Annotated in this window: 16 protein-coding genes; 5 read left to right on the top strand and 11 right to left on the bottom strand. The window is 50.4% G+C overall.

Annotated elements, in window-relative coordinates; all coding sequences use genetic code 11:
* Window positions 1-43: 43 nt before the first annotated feature.
* Together KFE80_00535 and KFE80_00530 are read right to left on the bottom strand one after the other, a co-directional pair.
* Complete coding sequence (locus KFE80_00535; GenBank protein ID UTW45456.1) at window positions 44-1,396, bottom strand: MFS transporter; 1,353 nt, start codon at window positions 1,394-1,396, stop codon at window positions 44-46.
* 98 nt (window positions 1,397-1,494) lie between these two features.
* Window positions 1,495-4,809: a TonB-dependent receptor gene (locus KFE80_00530; protein UTW45455.1), complete on the bottom strand. Its 3,315-nt coding sequence runs from the start codon at window positions 4,807-4,809 to the stop codon at window positions 1,495-1,497.
* A 280-nt stretch (window positions 4,810-5,089) separates the two neighbouring features.
* On the opposite strand from KFE80_00530, the gene KFE80_00525 reads away from it, so the two are divergent.
* The 4 genes from KFE80_00525 to KFE80_00510 all read left to right on the top strand — a co-directional run bounded on the left by KFE80_00525 (window position 5,090) and on the right by KFE80_00510 (window position 8,390).
* A complete protein-coding gene (locus KFE80_00525) occupies window positions 5,090-5,692 on the top strand; it encodes an RNA polymerase sigma factor (GenBank protein UTW45454.1) in 603 nt (200 codons plus the stop codon).
* Window positions 5,689-6,765, top strand: coding sequence for a FecR domain-containing protein (locus KFE80_00520; GenBank protein ID UTW45453.1), 1,077 nt, complete (start codon window positions 5,689-5,691; stop codon window positions 6,763-6,765). Before KFE80_00525 ends, KFE80_00520 begins: the two co-directional genes overlap by 4 nt.
* A 66-nt stretch (window positions 6,766-6,831) precedes the next feature.
* Window positions 6,832-7,962, top strand: a complete 1,131-nt coding sequence (locus tag KFE80_00515) for a DUF2961 domain-containing protein (GenBank protein UTW45452.1) — start codon at window positions 6,832-6,834, stop codon at window positions 7,960-7,962.
* Window positions 7,962-8,390 (top strand): ribose ABC transporter, encoded by a 429-nt coding sequence (locus KFE80_00510; GenBank protein UTW45451.1) that lies wholly within the window; start codon window positions 7,962-7,964, stop codon window positions 8,388-8,390. Before KFE80_00515 ends, KFE80_00510 begins: the two co-directional genes overlap by 1 nt.
* Window positions 8,391-8,394: 4 nt before the next feature.
* On the opposite strand, the gene KFE80_00505 is transcribed toward KFE80_00510, so the two are convergent.
* The 6 genes from KFE80_00505 to KFE80_00480 form a co-directional block, all read right to left on the bottom strand.
* Window positions 8,395-10,101, bottom strand: a complete 1,707-nt coding sequence (locus KFE80_00505) for a cation acetate symporter (protein UTW45450.1) — start codon at window positions 10,099-10,101, stop codon at window positions 8,395-8,397.
* Window positions 10,101-10,391, bottom strand: coding sequence for a DUF4212 domain-containing protein (locus KFE80_00500; protein ID UTW45449.1), 291 nt, complete (start codon window positions 10,389-10,391; stop codon window positions 10,101-10,103). The genes KFE80_00505 and KFE80_00500 overlap by 1 nt, the downstream gene beginning before the upstream one ends.
* 64 nt (window positions 10,392-10,455) lie before the next feature.
* The gene (gene dinG / locus KFE80_00495) at window positions 10,456-12,597 is read right to left on the bottom strand and encodes an ATP-dependent DNA helicase DinG (GenBank protein ID UTW45448.1); all 2,142 of its coding nucleotides are present in this window, start codon (window positions 12,595-12,597) and stop codon (window positions 10,456-10,458) included.
* Between the two features lie 68 nt (window positions 12,598-12,665).
* Window positions 12,666-13,826 carry a 1-acyl-sn-glycerol-3-phosphate acyltransferase gene (locus KFE80_00490; protein UTW45447.1) on the bottom strand — a complete coding sequence of 387 codons (1,161 nt, stop codon included), beginning with the start codon at window positions 13,824-13,826 and terminating at the stop codon, window positions 12,666-12,668.
* 70 nt (window positions 13,827-13,896) lie between these two features.
* Window positions 13,897-14,907, bottom strand: a complete 1,011-nt coding sequence (locus KFE80_00485) for an aspartate carbamoyltransferase (protein UTW45446.1) — start codon at window positions 14,905-14,907, stop codon at window positions 13,897-13,899.
* Between the two features lie 74 nt (window positions 14,908-14,981).
* On the bottom strand, window positions 14,982-16,910 hold the full coding sequence (locus KFE80_00480) for a S9 family peptidase (GenBank protein ID UTW45445.1): 1,929 nt from the start codon (window positions 16,908-16,910) through the stop codon (window positions 14,982-14,984).
* A gap of 253 nt (window positions 16,911-17,163) precedes the next feature.
* On the opposite strand from KFE80_00480, the gene KFE80_00475 reads away from it, so the two are divergent.
* Window positions 17,164-18,102: a GGDEF domain-containing protein gene (locus KFE80_00475; protein ID UTW45444.1), complete on the top strand. Its 939-nt coding sequence runs from the start codon at window positions 17,164-17,166 to the stop codon at window positions 18,100-18,102.
* Window positions 18,103-18,174: 72 nt separating this feature from the next.
* Here KFE80_00475 and KFE80_00470 read toward each other — a convergent pair whose 3' ends face one another.
* The 3 genes from KFE80_00470 to KFE80_00460 form a co-directional block, all read right to left on the bottom strand.
* Window positions 18,175-19,734 carry a GGDEF domain-containing protein gene (locus KFE80_00470; protein UTW45443.1) on the bottom strand — a complete coding sequence of 520 codons (1,560 nt, stop codon included), beginning with the start codon at window positions 19,732-19,734 and terminating at the stop codon, window positions 18,175-18,177.
* Window positions 19,735-19,877: 143 nt separating this feature from the next.
* Window positions 19,878-20,168, bottom strand: coding sequence for an EscU/YscU/HrcU family type III secretion system export apparatus switch protein (locus KFE80_00465; protein UTW45442.1), 291 nt, complete (start codon window positions 20,166-20,168; stop codon window positions 19,878-19,880).
* Between the two features lie 21 nt (window positions 20,169-20,189).
* Complete coding sequence (locus KFE80_00460; protein ID UTW45441.1) at window positions 20,190-21,554, bottom strand: flagellar hook-length control protein FliK; 1,365 nt, start codon at window positions 21,552-21,554, stop codon at window positions 20,190-20,192.
* Window positions 21,555-21,606: the final 52 nt, after the last annotated feature.

The raw sequence follows: 21,606 nt of genomic DNA, 5'->3' as shown, positions 1-21,606 counted from the left end.
CCATTAAATTCAGACACAACACTTACCTCTTAATAACGTGCTTTTAGTAATTATTAGCTCGCAACTCTTCAAGCTTTCTAGAGTTTTCTGCAACGGTTTCTTTATCTAACTTCATGGCACGAACAATAAAACCGCACACAACAAAGAAAACCGCAGGCGCCAACGTAAAGATGATTAAAATACCGGACACAGTGTCTGCGTTTTGATCGACACCACCACTTTGATAACCGAATACGGCAAGCAAACCGGTTGCAACCGCACCACCAATAGCCAAACCAACTTTTAAAATACCCACTGTGAACGACGCGACAAGACCATCGATTCGGCGTTTATTTTTCAACTCACCGTAATCGGTCACATCAGCCATGATTGATGTGAGCATGGGGGCCATCATCTGGTTAAAAAAGCCAACCATAAATTGTGCGACCATAATCCAGACCAGGCTGCTGGCATCAATCAAATAAGTAATTGCAGACATAAACGCACAGACAAAGCATAAGATCATCCACGCCGTTTTTTTGCAGATGTGTTTAGCAACTGAGCTTGCCAATGAGCTGCCAATTATCCCACCCACCATCCAAAGGGAGAGAAACAGGGTTACCATGGCTGCGGCATTCTCAGCGTAGTAGGTGATGTAGTAGATACCCGTGGTTGCCTTAATGGTTTGCGCTGTCACCATGATCAAAACAGTCAATGCCATCAGGCGCCACTGATCGTTTTTAAAAATTTGCTTCAGATCGTCTTTATAACCACTTGCCCCCGTATTAGCGGGCTTGACCCGCTCCTTAGTGGAAGCAAACGTAATGAGAAACAGGATTACAGATAAGGCGGCCATCACCATCATAGCCTGCTGGTAGCCCACCGCCTTGTTATCGCCACCAAACCAGTCCGCCATGGGAATAACCAGCGTGGTGATGAGCAATCCGCCACCAGTAGCGGCGGCGAAGCGGTAAGAATTCAGAGAAACCCGCTCATCCGGGTCTGCGGTCATAGTGCTGCCCAAACCAAAATAAGGAATATTGGTGGCAGTAAACAGCAGCATAAGTACGGCGTACGTAACGTAAGCGTAAATGGTTTTTCCATTCAAGCTCATATCTGGGACTGTGAACACCAGAATTGATGCTGTCGCATAGGGTACACAGAGAAACAACAGGTAAGGGCGATAGCGCCCCCAGCGAGTTTTCGTTCTGTCAGCAAGCATCCCCATCAGTGGGTCTGTTACCGCATCAAAAACACGAACGAACAAAAAAATTCCAGCCACGGTTGCTGCACTTAAGCCGTAGACATCGGTGTAATAGAAAGCCAGCAATAACAACACGGATTGGTATACAAAGTTACCTGCCATATCGCCCAGGCTGAAACCAATTTTTTCTCGAATCTTCAATTTCGCAGTCATATTTTCCTACGTCAGTCAGACAACTTCTTGAAAAAATTAATCAAAGAACAGCCCCGACAATAAACTGTATTGTCGGGGCTATCGGTCTGAAAAACCGCTTAGAAAGTACCGCGAATACCTAAAGCGACACGTCTACCGGTGAAGGATGTAGACACCCACCGCTGCTGGCCAGCAGGCAGTATTTGGAAAACGTCCTGCTCTTCATCGGTGAGGTTCACGCCATTGAGGAATATCGTTAAGTTTGGCGAAATATCGTAACTGAACGATGCATCAAGTTGAGAGAAATCATCATTAAAGATTTGACCACCACTACCAATCGCATTGGCCACCCGCAAGAACTCGCTACGGCTGGTATACGCTGCACGCGCCTGGATAGGCCCTTTTTCATAATAGAAAGTCAGGTTGAAGCTGGTGTCAGAGACGCCGGGAAAATCGATAGACTCACCCGTACTCTCAAGCTCCGCTGACGTATCGTTTAGCGTGACATTGGCAATGTAACCGAAACCGGACTCAAATGCCTGCTGAACACCCAATTCAGCACCGCTAACTTGAGCTAGGCCCTGGTTTGCCGGCTGGCTAATGATATCCACAGGAATAGGGCGACTAGTTCCATCCATCTCTACACCGGTAGCACGAATGGGCGTTCCTGCCAGGGAAGTAAATGAACCCGTATTAACTACATTGGCGGTAAAGCCTTCGATTTCTTTGTGGAACAAGCCGGCATACACCGCACTGCCTTCACCAAAATACCACTCAACACCCAAGTCATAGTTTTCTGCTTCAGCCGGTTCCAGTGCCGGGTTACCCGCATTCAACGAGACAGCAAAGTTGTCGCCGCCATTGGTAGAGGCATTGGCATTGATATCAAACGCTGGAGCAAGGCTGTTAAAGGTGGGCCGGGTGATCGTATCGTTCGAAGCAACACGCAGATACAAGTTTTCCGCCAGCTCAAACCTGAAGTTCAGGCTGGGCAGCACATTGGTATAGCTGGACTCAAAACTGACTGGCGTAGCCGCTCCTGTAGTCAGTGTGTCAAATATGGTTGTATCCATACCACCATTATCAGTTACCACAAACTCTGCATCGAAGCCGTTTACGGTTAGGTCGGTATGTACCAGACGGAAACCGATATCACCCACGTAGCCTACGCCAGCGAGATCACCTTCGAAGTTAACCTGAAAGTAGCCAGCAAACGTGTCTTCTTCAATAGCAAAGGAGCCAAAGGGGTCCGGGGAAATAGGTGCCAACGAAGATCTAAGTGTTGCCAGCAAACCAGCATCATCGTCACTCAAAGAACCTTCCATAGCAGCCAATTCGGCAATTCTTGATGCAACAGCAGCACGTGCCGCATCATTATCAGGGAAAATCAACGAATCAAAGCCGAAGTTAGTTCTATAGCTACCATCAAGAAAATCCGACGCACCCCGATTAAATGCACTCACTGTGTCAACACCGATACCAGCACCGACAACCGGGATACCGTTACCGTTACTAGCCCTCTCAATGGCTTTTTCACGCGAGCGATAACGAACGCCCATTTCGATAGATGAAACAACGTCGTGATCAATATCGCGAATCGCATCAAACTGGATTGCGAATTCCTCATCTTCGTTCCTGGCAAACCGATCATCAAATACAGAAACAACAAAGTTGGCCGGATTTCCAAGGTCGGCAGCTGCTCCATCACCCAAGTTCGTCTGAGTAATATCGAAGCCATCGTTATCTATTGTTGAATCAAAGGCAAAAGTCCCTCGATCACCATCGATCCTGACGCGATCGAAAACATTAGACCCCTCAGCTTTCGAATAACTGATATCTGTTGTTGTTGTCCAGGCACCTGACTGCTTCTCATAGTTCAAACCAAAAGAGATCAAGTCTTCTTCGATATCCTGCAAGTCTGTAGTCAGCTCGGGACGCAGAGTAGTGATATGGCGAAAGAAGGTACCGTCATTCACCAAATCACCGACCTGAACACTGCCATCGGGGTTGACGGTATTACCAGCCAGGTCATCATCGAAAATAATTGGCAAAAAGATAAAGTTCTGATGAGACTCATCAATTTCTCGTTTGCTGTATAGCAGGTCAACGACAAGGCCCGACTCGCCCCAATCCCACTGCAAAGTCCCCATGGCGGTTACACGGTCACGGCTTTCTTCGTACGCTTCTGCGTTATTTGATAGAGAGAATGGCACGTCATTGGGGCTAGCATCACCAATACCGTCATTGTCAGTATCCAGCTGAGAACCGATACCGAACGAGGGGAACCAACCAAAAGTACGTGAAAAGTCTTCGCGAATTGAGCGCTCTGAATAGGCGATAGAACCCAATGCACCAAAGCTATTATCGTCATTAACCCAACTGTATAAGCCAGAGATAGATGGATCTGTCTCGCTGTTAAACTGGCGATAGGTCCCAGTTAAGGTGCCAGCTTTCTTATGCCCAAGTTCCAATGGGCGAGCTGTTTTCAAATCGACAGAACCACCGATACCGCCTTCAACGTGGCTTGCAGAAGTAGACTTGGCTACTTCTAATGTACGGATAATTTCAGAGGGTAGAATATCAAAGTTGGCAGCGCGACCAGTTGTGGTTAATTCGTTACCGTTAAAAATAGGGTCAACGGCTTCGGTAGCACTGAGAAAAGATCGACCATTTACACTACCGCGAACAAAATCAGGCCCCAGACCTCGAATCGACACAAAGTCACCTTCACCGCGGCTGCGCTGAATGGCCACACCGGTAACACGTTGCAGGGCTTCAGCCACGTTCTGGTCAGGCAGCTTGCCCACATCTTCAGCACTGATCGCATCGACAAAACCAGTCGAATTTTCCTTAATGTTCAGTGCTCGCTGTAATGATCCTTTAATTCCTTTAACAACAATTTCTTCCTGGATATCTTTCGAATTGTCTTGAGCAACAGCCCCCAAGGAGGCACTAGCGCCCGCAACTGCTGCGATTAATGCCGTCAAACCATTTTTTTTAAATGGCATATCTCTACCCTCTTTTTTCTCAGGCTCAACCTTGGAAATGGTTAAAACCCCATTTTGGTTAAATTGCCCGGTATACCGGGAACCTTTAAGCAAAATAGCCAGTGCTTCACGAACCGTGTAACGCCCACGAACTGCATTACTTTTGATATCGCGAATTTCACTGTGAGAGAAAAGAAGCGGCGTGTTGGACTGCTGCGCTAATTGACGCAACCCCTGTGCCGCATCTGCTGCTGCTATATTAAAATGGTATTTATCTTCAGCAGCCTCAAGGTCGGGGGCAAAAGCAAGCACCAAACTGAGCAGCAATACATTACCTACCGGCCAATTTCTCACACTATTTCGCACAAGCAGAGCCACATGCGCGTTTGCAGGGCCAAATAGGCTGCGCAATACAACTGTGCTTATGCTGAAGACCGTGCTACTCAAAAAAATCCTCTATACAAACATCAATTTTTTTATAAGAAAAAACTAAGTTTACTCCTAAAAGGCAATTATTGCACCTTTTTGGAACGCCGACCTCAAACACAAAAGAAATAAAAATTCCTTTAAATACAGACAATTAAACAAACAACTACTCTTAAGCTGGGTAGTGAAGGGCTGCATTCTACCTATAACCAACAATAATATCCCCAAGCATTTCTTTTATGGGCCTCAGGTGGTAATATTTTTTATATAAAAACAATTTTCAAATTATGGGTCGCGAATTATGGCAGCTAACTTAAAGCCTTCCAGAAAGCCAAGCATCCTCAGCAGTTTCCTCGGTATTGAAGCCGAACTTAAGCACTACCTGCTAAAAATGTTGGTACGAAAGGAAGACGTTGAGGACATATTGCAAGACACCTATATACGCGTCTCAAAGGCTGAAAAAACAACTCATATCAAGTCTCACCGCCCTTTTCTATTCAAAGTAGCCAGAAACTTGGCACTGAACCAAATATCACAAAATAAACGCAGAATTACATTCTATGTAGAGGATTTTGAAGCCTCAGAGGTCATAGATAGTAAATCTTCTGTAGAAAGCCGTGAGATGGCACGACAAGAACTGCGCAAATTTTATACAATGCTTCGGGAAACACTGCCTGCCCAATGCCGAAAAGTGTTCATATTGCGCAAAGTCTACGGGTTTAGCCATAAGGAAATTGCTCAAAAGTTGGGCATTTCGGTCAGCACAGTGGAAAAACACATTATCAATGGCATGAGGCGTTGTGATCATATTATGACGCGCAGCGGTGATAATAAGCTGATGACAAGCAATCCAACCTCAAGCTCAGGAAACATTACTCGCTATATGGAATACCGTTCGGGATGACAGTCGTTGATTTCAACAAGCCAAGCCGACGATCGGAGCAGTCGACTACCGAACAGGCTTATTACTGGGCGACAAAGCTGGATGGCCAGCCCAGTGGCAGACAACTCAACGATTTCAAGAAATGGCTGGCCGAAAACCCAAGCCACGTAGAAGAGTTTAAGCGGATAGCTGAGCTTTGGGACGGCCTTGACGATTACCTTTCAGAGCTTCTACCTCAGGCAACTGCAGATGCCACAAAGTCAACGGCAGCTGTGAATAAGTACACGGGTTTATTTTCCAACACCAGGCTCAATATTGCCGTATGTCTTCTGTTTACTGTTTCTATTGCTTCACTGCTGATCGCTAAATCGGGCTTTTGGAACCACTATGAGGAGAGCCACAGCACACGCGTTGGCGAAATCAAGACAGTCGGACTGCCTGATGGCTCTGATTTGCAACTAAACACCAACACGCATGCCGAGGTAAATTATCAAGACAACGCCCGCCTGGTGCATTTGAAAGTCGGGGAAGCGCACTTCAATGTTTCTCACCAGCCAGACAAGCCTTTCGTTGTTTACGCTGGTGACATTGCCGTTCAGGCCATCGGAACTGCATTTTCTGTACACATAAAGAAAGACGGCAATGTAGAAGTGATTGTTTCAGAAGGCACCGTAGAATTGTCTTCTATAGGCAATATGGCCGCCGACAACTTGCCCACACTAAGCCAGCTCCAAGACAAAAAAACCTTAGGGCGCTTTGGCAAAGGCCAGCGTACTCTACTGGCAGACACCGTCAAAACGGTCGAGCAGAAGTCGGATCAGGAGCTGACCAAGGAGCTTTCCTGGCGCAATGGTATGCTGATTTTTGATAACCAACCTCTGGGTGAGGTGGTGCAGGAAGTCAGTCGCTATACCGATACCGAAATTGTCGTCGATGAATCCATTCGCAATATGGCCATCGGCGGTTATTTCCCCGCGGGAAAAACAGACATACTGCTATCAACACTGGAAGAGTCATTCGACATCAGCGTGAATCGGTCAAATACCACCTCAATACAACTATCTCCCAAGATTCGCTCCACTACTGTTCAGTAGGCCCCATAGAGGTTTTTCCCCACCTGAGCGGTCTTATTCCCATCAGCATCAGTAAGGATCAACAACATGAGTCAATTTAACGGCTTAGGCATGAACCTGGGCAATCTATCACGGCTTTCCAAGGCCAAAAGCCGCTCCATTTCTGCGGAAAATTTTACCGGCGAACCCGGCAAAGGTGGTATGGCTACCGAAGGCACAGGCGCCATGCCAGGACGCGACCTGGGCCAGGGCTGGAAAATATCCCCATCTGTTGAAGTGGAGCCTCTGCAAACCTTTACCCTGGCGGATATCAAACAAGGTGGCGCCATCCAGCAAATCTGGATCACCACTTTGGGACCAAAAAAACGCGATTTGATTTTGCGCATGTACTGGGATGATCAGGAGCACCCCTCCGTTGAAGTACCCCTGGGGGATTTCTTCTGTAACGGCCTTGAAGACTACGCCCATGTGGACTCCCTGCCAGTGTCCGTAAACCCCGGCCTGGCCTACAACTGTTTCTGGGAGATGCCCTATCGCAAAAACGCCCGCATTACCCTGGAAAACCGTGATCCACTGCAAAAAGTTATCATCTATTACCAGATCAATTACACCGAAACCGAGGTACCGGAAGATTGCGCTTACTTCCACGCTCAGTTCCGCCGCACCAACCCTGTTCCCTTTAAAGAGGTACACACCATATTGGACGGAGTCAGCGGTCAAGGGCAGTACGTGGGTACCTATATGGCCTGGGGCGTCAACAACAACGGTTGGTGGGGCGAGGGAGAAATCAAGTTCTTTATGGACGACGATACCGACTTCCCCACCATTTGCGGTACCGGCACTGAAGACTACTTTCTCGGCTCGTTCAACTACGACATTGGCGTCGCCGTCAAAGGTCACCCTAACGCCTACAGCGAGTACACCACCGCCTACGCGGGCGTGCCGGAAGTACAACGCCCTGACGGTGTATACAGAGCCCAACAACGCTTTGGCATGTACCGCTGGCACATCCCCGACCCGGTGCGTTTTGAAAAAAGCCTCAAGGTGAATATCCAAGCGCTGGGTTGGCGGGACTTCCACAACTGGGGAGGTGATGTTGAGCAACGCCGCTACCTGCCTTTGCAGGATGACATCGCCTCAGTGGCGTTCTGGTACCAGACACTGCCGACAGCGCCGTTCCCTGAGCTTCCACATCGGGATTATATGGAGGTCAACTGATGCTGAAAAACATCAATCCGCTGTTGGGGCCAGAGTTATTGAAAACCCTGCGCGCCATGGGCCATGGCGATGAAATCGCCATCGTGGACGCCAACTACCCCGCCGACAGCAACGCCGCGCGCCTTGTGCGGCTGGATGGTTGCAGCGCCACCGATGTGCTAAATGCGGTACTGTCTGTTTTGCCACTGGATAGCTTTGTAGATCACCCAGTTCACACCATGCAAGTGGTCGGTAACCCGGATGCCACACCGGAAATTGTCACCGAATTTCACGACATTGTGAAACAGCAGGAAAGCAACCCGGTGGCGCCCTCCTCTCTGGAACGGTTTGCTTTTTATGAGCGGGTGAAAAGTGCTTATGCGATTATCAGCACCGGGGAAACCCGATTGTACGGAAATATTCTACTCACCAAGGGCATCATTAAATAACCCGTCAGTGCGACTGCGCTTCACCAGCCCCCTTCGGGTAACGCAGGCTTTCCACCATATCCCCCACCTCGGCAGGCGGTGCAGCGGTAAAACACTGTACCGTCAACGCCACCGCAAAGTTCAACAACATACCCAGCGTGCCAATACCTTCCGGGGATACGCCAAACCACCAGTGATCGGGATTATTCACAGCCGGGTTCACAAACTTAAAATAGATGATGTAAGCCGCCGTAAAAATAATGCCGGTGAGCATGCCAGCAATGGCCCCCTCTTTATTCATCCGCTTGGAAAATATGCCCAGAATAATCGCCGGGAAAAAACTGGCCGCAGCAAGTCCAAAGGCAAATGCTACCACTGAGGCCACATAGTCCGGCGGATTGATTCCCAAGTAGGTAGCCGCAGCAAGGGCAATAGCCGCCGCAAGGCGAGCGTAACCCAATTCCTGACGGTCACTGATCTCTGGCATTAAATTGCGCTTCAGCAAATCGTGGGAAATGGAAGTGGAGATCACCAATAGCAGGCCCGCCGATGTAGACAGCGCTGCAGCGATACCCCCCGCAGCCACCAGAGCAATAACCCAGTTCGGCAATTTGGCAATTTCCGGATTGGCCAACACCATAATATCTCGGTCGATGGTCATTTCGTTACGCTCATCACCGGAATAAAACATACGGCCATCTTTGTTTTTATCTTCCCAGGCAATAAGGCCGGTCTGCTGCCAATTATTCACCCATTGTGGCGCTTCTTGTTGCAGCGTACCCGCCCCTTTTTTGCCATTGATGGTCTCGATCATATTCACCCGGGCAAAACCTGCCACTGCGGGTGCGGTGGTGTAAAGAATAGCGATAAACAACAGAGCCCAGCCGGCGGAGCGGCGGGCATCATGTACTTTTGCCACGGTAAAAAAGCGCACGATCACATGAGGCAAGCCCGCCGTCCCCACCATTAAAGCGGCGGTAATAAAAAACACATCAATGGTACTTTTTTGACCATCTGTGTAAGCGGCAAAGCCCAGCTCTTTAGACAGCCCATCCAGTTTATCCAGCAGCGATACCCCAGAGCCATCCGCCAGCTCACTGCCGAAACCCAGCTGTGGAATGGGGTTGCCCGTCATCAACAAGGAAATAAAAATCGCCGGCACCATGTAGGCGAAAATCAACACGCAGTACTGCGCCACCTGAGTATAAGTAATGCCTTTCATGCCGCCGAGCACGGCGTAAAAAAACACGATCACCGATCCAATCAGCACGCCGTACACCACTTCCACTTCCAGGAAGCGAGAAAACACCACCCCCACACCGCGCATCTGACCAGCGATATAAGTAAAGCAAATAAAAATCGCACAGATCACCGCTACTGTGCGAGCGGCCTGTGAGTAATAGCGGTCACCAATAAAATCCGGCACCGTAAATTTGCCAAATTTGCGCAGGTAAGGTGCCAAACACAGAGCCAATAGAACATAGCCACCCGTCCAGCCCATCAGATATACAGAGCCGTCATAACCGGCAAACGAAATAATACCCGCCAGCGAAATAAACGAGGCAGCGGACATCCAGTCCGCGGCGGTGGCCATACCGTTTGCCACTGCGGGCACACCGCCACCAGCCACATAGAACTCTTTGGTGGAGCCAGCTCGCGCCCAGATGGCAATGCCAATGTACAAAGCAAATGACAGCCCAATTAACAAGAACGTCCAGACTTGAATACTCATTATGGTTTCTCTTTATAGCTGGGGCTGTCTTCTTCAAGGCCGTACTTGCGATCGAGCTTTTTCATAGCGCGGATATACACAAAAATCAGCGCTACAAACACGTACATGGCGCCCTGCTGGGCAAACCAGAAACCGAGTTTAAAACCGGCCAGAGGAATGGCGTTTAGTTCATCCACGAAAATAATGCCGCAACCAAATGACACTACAAACCAGATGCTGAGTAACACGAGCATCAGACGCAGGTTTTCTTTCCAGTAAGCTTTGGCGTTATGGCGAGATACATTGTTCATGGTTTTACTCTCTGGTTATTTTTTGCAAAGCAATAGCGGTTAAATCAGTGTGCGCAGAATCGAATTATTCAATCTCACGTCGAAACGGCGGCAGCGAATCCAACAACTGACGACCGTAGCCTTTGGTCACAACCCGGCGGTCGAGCACAGTCACCTTACCGGTATCTTGCTCGGTACGCAGCAAGCGTCCTGCCGCTTGAATGAGTTTCAACGAAGCATCCGGCAAGGAAATTTCAAAAAACGGTTTTCTGCCTTTATTTTCTATCCATTCCGCCAGGGCTTCCTGAATCGGCTCATTGGGCACAGCAAAGGGAATCTTGGCAATAATCACATGGCGACAGTAATCACCGGGTAAATCGACGCCTTCGGCAAAACTGGCAAGGCCAAAAATAGTACTGCCCTCCCCGGCATCGATTTGTTGTTTATGACGACGAATGACTTCCGCGTGCGAATAATCTCCCTGCACCAGAATTTGTCCGGTTAATGTTGTGGGCAAACCGTCGTACACCTGCTCCATCTGGCGACGGGAGGCAAACAACATCAGGGTACCTTCGTTGGCATCAATCCAATCGGGCAGTTTGTCGATCAAGTCATCCGTATGGGCATAAGCGTCGCTGGCATCGGCAATGTCAGGCACCACCAGAACACCGGCATTGGCGTAGTCAAATGCTCCGGGCACCTGTTGGTAGTGAGCTTTGGAAAAAGTACCTGCGTGGGCGCGAAAGCGGTCGAAGCTGTTCAGCGCACACAGAGTAGCCGAGGTGATAATGGTCGCAAAAGCTCGGCTCCACAATTGTTCTCGCAACAACGGAGCAGCCACTATGGGGCTGCAACTGAGCCGGATATCCATATTGCCACCAGCACCGGTTTCAACAGATAACCAACGGGCACTGGGAGCTCCGTCGTTGGAGTCCGCGCTGGCAAAGGCGCTCCACAGCGCTGCACTGGACTCGGTGCGAGACAACCAACCACCAGCCGCTTGATACAATTGCTCAAGATCGACCCGAGGCACCGGGCAATGGGGCTCTTCTAGCAGATCGCTGAGGCGATCGTTCAGCAATTCCAGGCGCACTTCCAACTGGGCGAAACGGGTTCCCAGCAAAGCCGATACATCCCTGAGTTGCGGGCCGATATCGCCGTTGGCAAAGCGATACTGCTGATCACCTGCGGTATCGATTCTGTCTGCTACCTCGCTGAACTGTGGCGTAGCAATAGCCAGCTGGCTGGCGCACTCCAGGGCTTGCTGGCCCACGTCAACACACAGACTGTGCAGGTCCTCCACCGGGGTAAAGTTACTGGCGCTGGCTTTTAGCTGTTTATCGATCTGCTGCAGCCACTTACCGGTGCTTTCCAATTGGCAGTGGCTGGCAAAGTGCCGCAACGCGGTATCCGGCAAGCGGTGACCTTCGTCAAAAATATAGATCGTCTCTTCTGGCGGCGACAAAATGGCACCGCCACCCAGGGCCAGATCGGACATCACCAGATCGTGATTGGCAACCAGGCAATCCGCCTCACCCAGATCATCGCGGGCGCGGAAAAAGCAGCAGTTATTGATATGGCGGCAATTGCGCCCGGCACACTGACGGCGATCTACCGTAAGCGGCTGCCATTGCTCTTGGGGCACACCATCGGGCCAGCTGTCTCGATCTCCCTGCCATTTGCCGGCAGCCAGGGCATCGGCCATGTTGTTGTAAAGCTGGATGCTATCGGCGGTGGGATTAAACAGCAGCTCGTCCGGGAAAAGCCCTTGTCCAGCTTGAGCGCTCCCGGCCTGATCCAGGCACTGTTCCAACTTTAACGGGCACAAATAACGACCGCGCCCCTTAGCCAGGGCAAAGCGGGTATTCCAGCCCGTGTGCTGCAGCAGTTCAGGAATATCCCGCAGCACCAATTGTTCCTGCAGAGAAACCGTGCCGGTGGCGATCACGACTTTTTTGCCCAACGCCTTGGCGATGGGCAGTGTGGCCAGCAAGTAGGCAAGGGTCTTACCGGTACCCGTGCCCGCTTCCACCACACAGAGACCACTGCCATCCACTTGCGCAGACACGATACGGTTTTTATCGCCGTCCAGTTCAATGGCCGCCAGGCTGTTGGCGATGGCGGCAATCATCTGCTTTTGGCCCAGGCGTGGCTTTAGCTCGCGCGCATTGAGAAAGTCGCGATAGCCTTTTTGAATGGTTTGTTTGATTTCTTCAGAGAGAGGCACGTTGTCTATTGGAGCCTAGGGCCTATTAACACTAATTGAGCGCACCCCTAAGGGCTGGGCAAGATTTATTAGTCAGCAAGCTCCAGCTGGCTCACCACCGAATTGGCGTAACCCGTCAAGGCAATGGCTCGGTGCTCTGCAGGCAAGCTGTCAATACGCTGTTTGAACTGCTGCTCCCGCTCGGCCCACTCCTGGTCACCGAGCTCCAAGTGCTCGCACATGGCGGTGACCTTTGGATGTTCACCATGGAGGCTATTGTAAGCAATCAAGTTGGTGCAATGTTGGTGATAATTCTCGATCACATGCTGATCAATGGCAGCGGCAATGGTATCGGCGCTTTCGAGCTCCTCTGGGATCAAAGGCTCACCAAAGGCCACATGCACCAAACCTTTCTCACCGATAATACCTTTGTAGATGCTTTTTAAATCTTCATGCTCGGACTTTTGGTAGCTGCCGTGCTGCGCCACTTCATAGAGTTCACGGGCTTTGTAGCCGTCACAGGGGTCTAATTCGTAAGACAAGGTTACCGGTACAATATTGAGCTGCCCCATGGCTTCCGCAAAGTCCTGCTCCTTGCCCTTGCTGAGAGACAGCATTTTGATCAACGCAGTATCCGTGCGATCCAGGCCATCTTTGGCACGGCCTTCCCGCTGGGCAATCCAGATAGAGCTGTTTTCCTGGCAAATAGAATGACGAATATAGCCAGACAACTGCATCAAAGCGGCCAGTTTCTCTCGGCGACCATTTACCGAACGCTTGACGATAAAACTCTTGTTCAAACGCATCAGGTCAGAGGTAAAAGGTTTGGTCAGAAGATTGTCGCCAATGGCGATGCGCGGCGTGCTGAAGCCATTGCGATCCAGGGAAATACCCACCACCGCGGGATCAACGGCAATATCCCGGTGGTTGCAGATAAACAGGTACGGTGTTTGCGGACTCAGCCGATCCAACCCGGAAACCGTGATGTCCCGAGTCTGCCTTTCCATCAGCCCCCACCAGTAATGGCCAATCACTTGTTGGAAGCTATCCACATCATGTGCATCAGCAAAGGCTTGTTTTAATCGAGATTTGATTGGGCCACGAAACAACCACGGTAACCAGCGAGCCAGTCGAGGGTACCTCATTCTGGCAATGGTATCGTGTAGCTCGGGGTCGGCAATCAGGCGCGCTAAAACCTCAGGGACTTCGCTGTCCTTGTAGGGGCGAATATCTTCGAAATCAGCGCTCATCTAACTTTAACCCCCACTTTAAAAAATAGCTTTAATATTTTGTTTTTATTGATTTTTTATATAAAAATATTTAACAACGACGATGATGCCAGCGAACATCGCGGCTGTATTCATCCACCAGATGAGCCACATCCAGAACCTGGGCAAACAGTGCCATTCGAACCAGTATACCGTTGTCCGCCTGACGGAAAATAGCCAGATTGGGGTTATCGTCCAAATCGGTATCCAGCTCATTGGCGTCTGAACGAGAATCCCTGGGCAACGGGTGCATAATGACAGTATTCGGTTCACAGTGGCGCGTATAGATAGACTGGTTGATACGCATCTTGCCTCGGTACATATCCGCCTCTTCGGCACTGGCAAAACGCTCTTCCTGAATGCGGGTGGAATAAACAATATCCGCATGGGCGATACCCTGGTCCAACTGATCAGTCTCAGTCACCAGCACCCCGGCACTGCGCATCTCGTCCACCAGCTCAGCGGGCATTGCCAACTCCGGCGGTGACACCAGGGTAATATTTACCCGTGTGTAGAGCATCAAGAGCTTGCACAAGGAGTGCACAGTACGGCCAAACTTCAAGTCACCCACCATGGCAATGCGCAGGCCATCCAGGTTACGGCCTCGAGCCTGCAACTCTTTATCAATGGTGTATAGATCCAGCAACGCCTGTGTGGGGTGCTCATTGGAGCCATCACCACCATTGATCACCGGCACCCGGCTGGTAGACGCGAAATCCGCTACCGAACCCGGCTCGGGGTGGCGCATGCAAATAATATCGCTGTAACCGGAAAGTACCCGAGCGGTATCCTGAAGTGACTCGCCCTTGACCACCGCCGAGTTGGAGATGCCGGTGGTTTCGCGCACCTCACCTCCCAGAAGGTTAAAGGCGCAACCAAAACTCACTCGGGTACGAGTACTGGGTTCAAAAAACATATTGCCGAGAATAGCTCCCTCCAGAACCCGGGTAACCTTACGCCGCTGAGCGTAAGGTTCCATGCTGTCAGCGGTGGCGAAGAGAGTGTCGATATCGCCTCGCTCGAACTGGCGAATAGAGAGAATATGGGAGCCTTTAAAGTCCAAGGTGAGTGCCCTGCCGGTTTATGTGGTGGGCGATTTTAGCACTTTGGACAGGCAATAAATATGGCTGCCAGGGTCTAATCCGGCGGGTTGTGCTTTTCCAGGAATTCACTCATAGACTTGAGAAGCGCAAGTCGACTGCTGCTGGTGGATAGCCAGTGGTCCTCACCTTTTAGAGTAATAAACTCCACAGGCTTTTTGGCCTTTTTCAAGGCCCTGGCCATAACTTGGCTCTGCTTTATCGGCACAACGGTATCATCTTTGCCGTGCACCAAGAGTACTGGCGCCTGAAACTTATTGGCAAAGTGAATTGGCGATATGGCTTTTAGCTTATCCCTCTCAGTTTTGGAGTTACCAATTATCTTTTCCCAGTAGCTGACAACCCAATGGCCCTTCCCATGGTCTCTTTTCTCGGTAGATAACATACGGGGCAGGTCGGATACGCCTGCTATTGCAATAACACACTGATAAAGATCCGGGGAAAAAGCGCCACCCGCCAGCGCAGAGTAACCACCGTAGGAGGCACCGACAATACACACACGATCCGGATCCGCGTACTTCATGCTCACCATGGCTTTGACGCCATCGCTCACATCATCCTGCATCTCACGTCCCCATTTGCCATGACCAGCCTTGGTGAACTCATAGCCAAAACCATCGGAACCACGAAAGTTAGGTTGTAATACAACATACCCCATACTGGCGAAATACTGAGCCATCCAATCAAAAGACAACTTGTCATAGGATTCAGGACCGCCATGGGGCATAACGATCAGCGGCAAGTTTTTGCGTTTCGACTTATCGGGGGGAAAGGTAATGATCGAGGGTATTTTCAGGCCATCCCGGGATTTATAGCTCACTGCCTTCAACTCACCGATGTCGTTAACCTTGGGGTACTGAGACAATAAGCTATAAAGCTGTACTTTTTCGGTATCAAAAATGCCGTAGACACCAGCACCTTCTGAGCCACTAACCTTGTAAACAATTTTTTTGTGTCCAGAGGTTCCCCCCAGGTAAGTCACGTTGCTCATGGGAAAGCTGAAATTAAGCCGCTCAAAATTATCAGATAGCTGCTGATCCGCAAATTCATAAACGGATTTGAAACCACTGTACTTAACCGCCAGCAATCTGCGATTGATGTCTGTCACCAATCCATCAATATCCATATCCTGCTTTGAAAAAAGTGGGCCAGCAACGTCACCATTTGTAAGATCCATGGAATAAACTTCATCATTCTCATCACCTACTGCTATAAAAAGTAGCTGACTTCCATCTGACGAAACGCCCTGGATAGAAATGTTGGGAATCGGTGTTTTTCGTGAGTAAATTTTTTCCCATTTACCTGAAGCCTTCGAGTAAATTTCGTGCTCTTGAGTATTGGTTACGTAATCCTCTCGAGCCAACGCATCCCCATTACTGCTTACAAACCAATCAATGGTATGACTACTGCCCCGCTGATGAACACGACCTTTTCCCGAACTCAAACTGACCCGATAAAGGTTATACAAGCCCGTATCTTTAAAGGCAGGCATATAGACAAGGTTTTTGTCAGGGTTGAACCCCACGATACGCCCCATGCCTGACTGAGCTGAATGAAGATTCTCAGTACCATTGAGGAGGTACTTAAATTTGCCTGTTTTAATATTGAGGCTGATGGCACGGCTGTTTTCCCAGTGACCGCGTATACCGAAGCGCCGCGCAGTTTTTGAGGCGCGTAAAATAACGTGCTCGTTACTCAAAAACTCCACTGAGCGCGCTTTGACTTTGCTGGCGTTTATCCCCCGAACCATTTCTTTGCTGTTAACGTTAACAACAATGACGTAATCATCCTGCTTGATGCGCTGTATATAGGCGTAATGCTCACCGTCGGGAGATATGGAGAAAGATCGGTACTGAGGTAATAAGCCGTAATCTTCAACCGCTGGGGCTGCGACTATCGGCTGGCAAACAATCGCCAACAAAAAACATACGACGGTTAAAAGGCGACTATCAATTGCTAAAGTCATTATTACACTCCCTGTATTGGGTCATACTATCTGGCCGGCAATAGTAACCACCTAACCGCTATATTCCAACCAGCCGAAGATCGTCAAAATTTTGTCACACTAGTTGCTTACCTACCAATCGGCCATCTCCTGTCATTTTTCCAGCGCATAAAGACAACTCTTACTCGGTTTAAGTACGAAATTCGGTGGCACAAAGCTTGCATTTGCTCATTCGAGGATTAAACGACCACTTTTGAGTGAAGGGCCTAAAGCAATGAGCGATATCGCAGAGTTCAACAACGGCAAAAGCGCCACAGCAAAAAGTCTGTCGAAAGCCAATGGCAACCAGCGGTTGAAGGTGGCGACCCGCTCGGCCCCTCAAGAATCGGCAATCAATGACCAAGTTTTGCTTCGCTTGTCGCAGCTGTGGCAAACCACGCTCGATGTGTACACCTTACTTGATCGTCTGATCACTGAATTACCCCGCCTAGTGCCCTTTGATAGCTTGAGTTACTACCACCCAGAGCAAGCGCTGGAGCAGCGGGTTGGACAAGGCGGCAAACACAGTTGCAATTACAAACTCACCCTACAAGGGCGTCATCTCGGGCAGCTGGAATTAACTCGCTCAAAGCGCTTTTCGGAAGTAGAAATGACCGATTTGGAGCGGGTTCTGGGCACGTTTATTCACAGCCTGCGCAATGCGGTGGACTACCACCAAATGGCTCGCAGCGCCTACACAGACAGCCTCACTGGGCTATTGAATCGCAACGCACTGAATCATTTGTTACCTAAAGAAATCAAGCGTTCCCTGCGCAACCGAGAGTCACTGGCTCTGTTGTTTATAGACTTGGATCACTTTAAACGCATCAACGATCAATACGGCCATTCGGCGGGTGACCGTTTGTTGCGCCAACTGGCACTACTGCTGGAAAGTATCATTCGTGGGTCTGACTGTATTTACCGTTATGGCGGTGAAGAATTTATTGTGCAACTACCAAACACCGACCTCCATGGTGCACAACAAGTAGCGGATAAAATACTGGCCGGTATTCGCACCTTGGAGTTTGCCCCTTGCGGCAAAAACTTGCCGGTAAGTGCCAGCATTGGTGGTAGCACTCTGGACAATGAAGATGCTCAATCACTGATTGAACGCGCTGATAAGGCGATGTACCGGGCCAAGCAGGACGGAAGAGACCGAGTATGTGTTTTATAGCGCCACGAACCACAGAAGTTGGCGTAGGCTAGAACCTTTTGCAGTACAAGGCCATTAGCCCGAAGCCATTACTCAGACGACAACCCAGCCGTTACGATCGTTGCGTTTGACTTTGTACATGCCTTGGTCGGCGCGCTCGAAGGCGCTTTCCGGCGTATCTTCATCCTGCACTTGGGTGATGCCGCAACAAATGGTGACATTGACCCGTTGCCCACCACTGTGAAAACCACACTCCTCGACGCCAGCACGTGCCTTCTCTGCCACAATTTTGGCCCCTTCAAGATCGGTATCCGGCAACAACAACACAAATTCGTCGCCGCCGAACCGGCACAGGCAGTCGGTTTTACGAGTTGCCGCAGAAATCACTTCCACCACCTTCTGCAACACCAAGTCCCCTGCCTTGTGGCCATAGGTATCATTAACTATCTTAAACTTGTCGATATCGATGACCATCATAGTGAGCGGAAAGCCAATACGACGACTGCGGGCAAATTCTTCAATAACCCGCTCTTCATAACCAAAGCGATTGAGTACACCGGTTAACGTATCTCGCGAAGCAGCAGTCTGTTTCTCGTGTACCTTAGCCTTTAGCTGCTGCCCTTCCAGCTCCATTTCCCGGAGCCTGCGAGTCAAATCACGAACCTGGCGCTCGGAGCTACGATGCTTCTCATGCTCGTCTTCCAGGTAGGTGTTCAAGGTATCACTGATTTGCTCTACACGTACCTCGATCAGCTGACGCAAACCATCCAGGGTATTTTCTCCAGCGACGGCCTGTTGAATATCGCTCACCTGCTCACCAATACAAGTCTGCAAACTTTCAGCACGGCTCAAAGAACCTTTATCGAGCGTCCCGACAATGCCTTGTTCAATGCCCTGCAATTTCTCTCGCAAAGCCCCTAAAAACTGCTGAGTATCCCTGCGTTCTATACTGATATTTCGGGCAATGCCACCAAGCAATTCCAACACCTGCTCAAGGACTTGCTGCATCTCCCCTGCACTTCGGATGGTCGGCAGCTGGGCCTTTAGAATCACCACTTGACGAGACACATCGTCCAATAGCGCCACATTATCGAGTACCTTATCCAAAACGGGTCTTAAGGCATCAAAAATTTCAGTGGCTGCAGCATTGTTGTTTTTCCCAGATGAGCGCTTTAACCAGCCTCTGCTTTTTGGTTCATTATCCAGTTTAGGGGGGGGGGGCCGGTCAGCAGCCTGCTCATTAATCGTGCGCAACATTTTCAGGCCGCGCTGCAGCACCTCAATAATTTCTGCAACGCTCTTTGACCTGGCGGCCGCAACAGCCAGCTTTTGAGCGTCACTGTAATTGGTCATGGGGACCTGCATTTCCTGCAACAGGGCTTGCAAGGCATCCGCCAGTGGCTGAACATTATCTTCTGATCCTTCCTTGTGGGGCCGCTCCTTAAGGTAGCCAAACAACATCGCGGATACTTTATTCAATGCGTCATCATCACCCGACACGCGATCGCGCAATACAATACGCAAGTTCTCAAGAATTTTGTCCAGCTTGTTGTCACCTGCTCCTGCCAAGTGGGTCAATTCAACCCCAATGCGCTGCAACAACAATTCGCGCTCGGTTTTTTCTGCATGGACTGTGCCGATAGCCTGGTTCATAGCCTTACCATTCTGATTTTTATCAATTAATAACCGGCGTCACTGCCATATGTTGTCCACAAAGTCGTTTTTCAATACACAATTACTTCATTCTACTCTTGATGTTTTTATCAGCTGCCAACTGATGCACAAATCAAAAACGCTTATTTCGGTGCTTTACCCTTGAGGTAATACACAAACGACAACACTTCAGCCACAGCCACATAAAGCTGCCTTGGAATTTCTTCACCAACTGGCACTGTGCTCAGGGCCGCGGTGAGCATAGCGTCCTGTTCAACCGGAACATCGTATTCCCGGGCCAGCGCTTCGATGCGTTCCGCTTCAGCACCCTCCCCTTTGGCAACCACTCGGGGGGCTGAACGCTTACTGACACTGTTGTCGTAACTCAGTGCCGCCGCCAATTTTGGCGAGCAGTGCTTTGTGCGCTTGGCCATTGCTACGCTCTCCTGTAGCGACTAAATATGGCAGTCCAATAATGTGCTGATACCACCAGTATGAACCTCAGATGGGCTCTTGCCCTTGCGGCAAATCAAAGCGCCAATTTCCAGGTCATTGGCCTGTAGAGCTGCTTCCAACACGGGCAATTCCGCTTCAGCCAACTGGGCAGTGTTCGCTCGTTCCAGCCATAAAGACACCGATACTTTGTCGCCACGCACCAATAATGTCGCCTCTACCAACCCCAGCTCTGGCAATTCAAAACCCAACTCAACCTGCCAGCCCGATTCATTATCAGCACGATCATCGCGGCTGGCCTCGCGCTCAATCACCATCGGCAAGCTGCGGTATTCATCCCCTTGCAGATACGGCAGTTCCAGCACCCATCGGGCGCCGTCCTGACCCTGCTGGGGCAAACTCTGTATCTGCTGGGAGACGATTCGTGCAATGCCCCCCTCAACCAGGCGCTGTAAATCCTGGGTATTCCATATCGCCGAACTACTGGCAGACGCCCCTGGCGTTTCCCTGCCCTGAATCACATCCGCACCACCAGGCTTTGCGGGCACTGGCACTTGCGGTAACGGTTTTATGCCCTGCTGCCCATGACTTTCCGAGCGACTGGCAACACCCGTTGCAGCAGATTTAGGCGGTTGTACCGTTGCGGGCAAGGGCGTAGCTGGGGTTGCATTGGCCAGATTACTGGCGACTCCTCCAGCACTTGGTACTCCCTGTGACGTCGATGCAGGCGGTGCAGTTGTCACCCTTCCCACATTATTTTCAGAACTTGAAGGGCGCTGACGGGCCAACTCCTTTGCCAGCTGAACCAAGGCTTGCTTGATATCTTGCCCGCTGCCTGAGTTGGGGCGCTGTTTACCCTGTTCATGAAACAACCCAGATTCCAACACCAACTGCTGCAAACGCGCAGAATCCGCCAGCTTTTCCCCACGGGGGATACGCGACAGCACGGTTTCGATCAAACCCTGGGTTCGAACCGGCAGCGACTCACCGCGCTGCAAAGACCGGCCCTGTAAAATATCCAGCAAATTGTTCAGTACCCGCTCTGTGGGCAGTTGCCGCGGTAGCAGTTGCCGCAGTGCCTGGTTAACCAGCTCCGCTGAAGCGCCACTGGGCACAGCGGCCGGTACCACCTGCAGGGTCGGCGAAGTGCCAGCGCTCAGCACTTTCAGCAGTACTCTGTCACCGGCCTGAATCGGCGCCTGGCTGCGCGCCTCCAGCTGAGCATTGCCAATGCGTATTTGCAGGCGCTCAGACGCCGACCGAGACAGCACCACCGCCTCCAGTATCTGCCCCACACGCCAATTGTGGAGCTGGTTGCTTATCGCCCCCTGAGAGTTAAGCCCAGTGAGCGTAATTTCTCCCAACATGGTTGTGAGTCGCCCCCAATGTGCAATAATTGCGACCTTATTTTTATCGCTA

The sequence above is a fragment of the bacterium SCSIO 12696 genome, assembly GCA_024397955.1.
In the GTDB taxonomy this organism is placed as follows: domain Bacteria; phylum Pseudomonadota; class Gammaproteobacteria; order Pseudomonadales; family Porticoccaceae; genus SCSIO-12696.
The sequence above is the reverse complement of the archived record's forward strand: the minus strand, read 5'-3'. Positions and strand labels throughout refer to the sequence as shown.

Bases quoted from the DNA above. Each gene is read 5' to 3' on its own strand.
- KFE80_00475 (UTW45444.1), top strand. From the start codon at position 17,164: ATGAGCGATATCGCAGAGTTCAACAACGGCAAAAGCGCCACAGCAAAA.
- KFE80_00525 (UTW45454.1), top strand. From the start codon at position 5,090: ATGGCAGCTAACTTAAAGCCTTCCAGAAAGCCAAGCATCCTCAGCAGT.
- KFE80_00510 (UTW45451.1), top strand. From the start codon at position 7,962: ATGCTGAAAAACATCAATCCGCTGTTGGGGCCAGAGTTATTGAAAACC.
- KFE80_00515 (UTW45452.1), top strand. From the start codon at position 6,832: ATGAGTCAATTTAACGGCTTAGGCATGAACCTGGGCAATCTATCACGG.
- KFE80_00535 (UTW45456.1), bottom strand. From the start codon at position 1,396: ATGACTGCGAAATTGAAGATTCGAGAAAAAATTGGTTTCAGCCTGGGC.
- KFE80_00500 (UTW45449.1), bottom strand. From the start codon at position 10,391: ATGAACAATGTATCTCGCCATAACGCCAAAGCTTACTGGAAAGAAAAC.
- KFE80_00490 (UTW45447.1), bottom strand. From the start codon at position 13,826: ATGAGCGCTGATTTCGAAGATATTCGCCCCTACAAGGACAGCGAAGTC.
- KFE80_00470 (UTW45443.1), bottom strand. From the start codon at position 19,734: ATGAACCAGGCTATCGGCACAGTCCATGCAGAAAAAACCGAGCGCGAA.
- KFE80_00480 (UTW45445.1), bottom strand. From the start codon at position 16,910: ATGACTTTAGCAATTGATAGTCGCCTTTTAACCGTCGTATGTTTTTTG.
- KFE80_00520 (UTW45453.1), top strand. From the start codon at position 5,689: ATGACAGTCGTTGATTTCAACAAGCCAAGCCGACGATCGGAGCAGTCG.
- KFE80_00465 (UTW45442.1), bottom strand. From the start codon at position 20,168: ATGGCCAAGCGCACAAAGCACTGCTCGCCAAAATTGGCGGCGGCACTG.
- KFE80_00505 (UTW45450.1), bottom strand. From the start codon at position 10,101: ATGAGTATTCAAGTCTGGACGTTCTTGTTAATTGGGCTGTCATTTGCT.
- KFE80_00460 (UTW45441.1), bottom strand. From the start codon at position 21,554: ATGTTGGGAGAAATTACGCTCACTGGGCTTAACTCTCAGGGGGCGATA.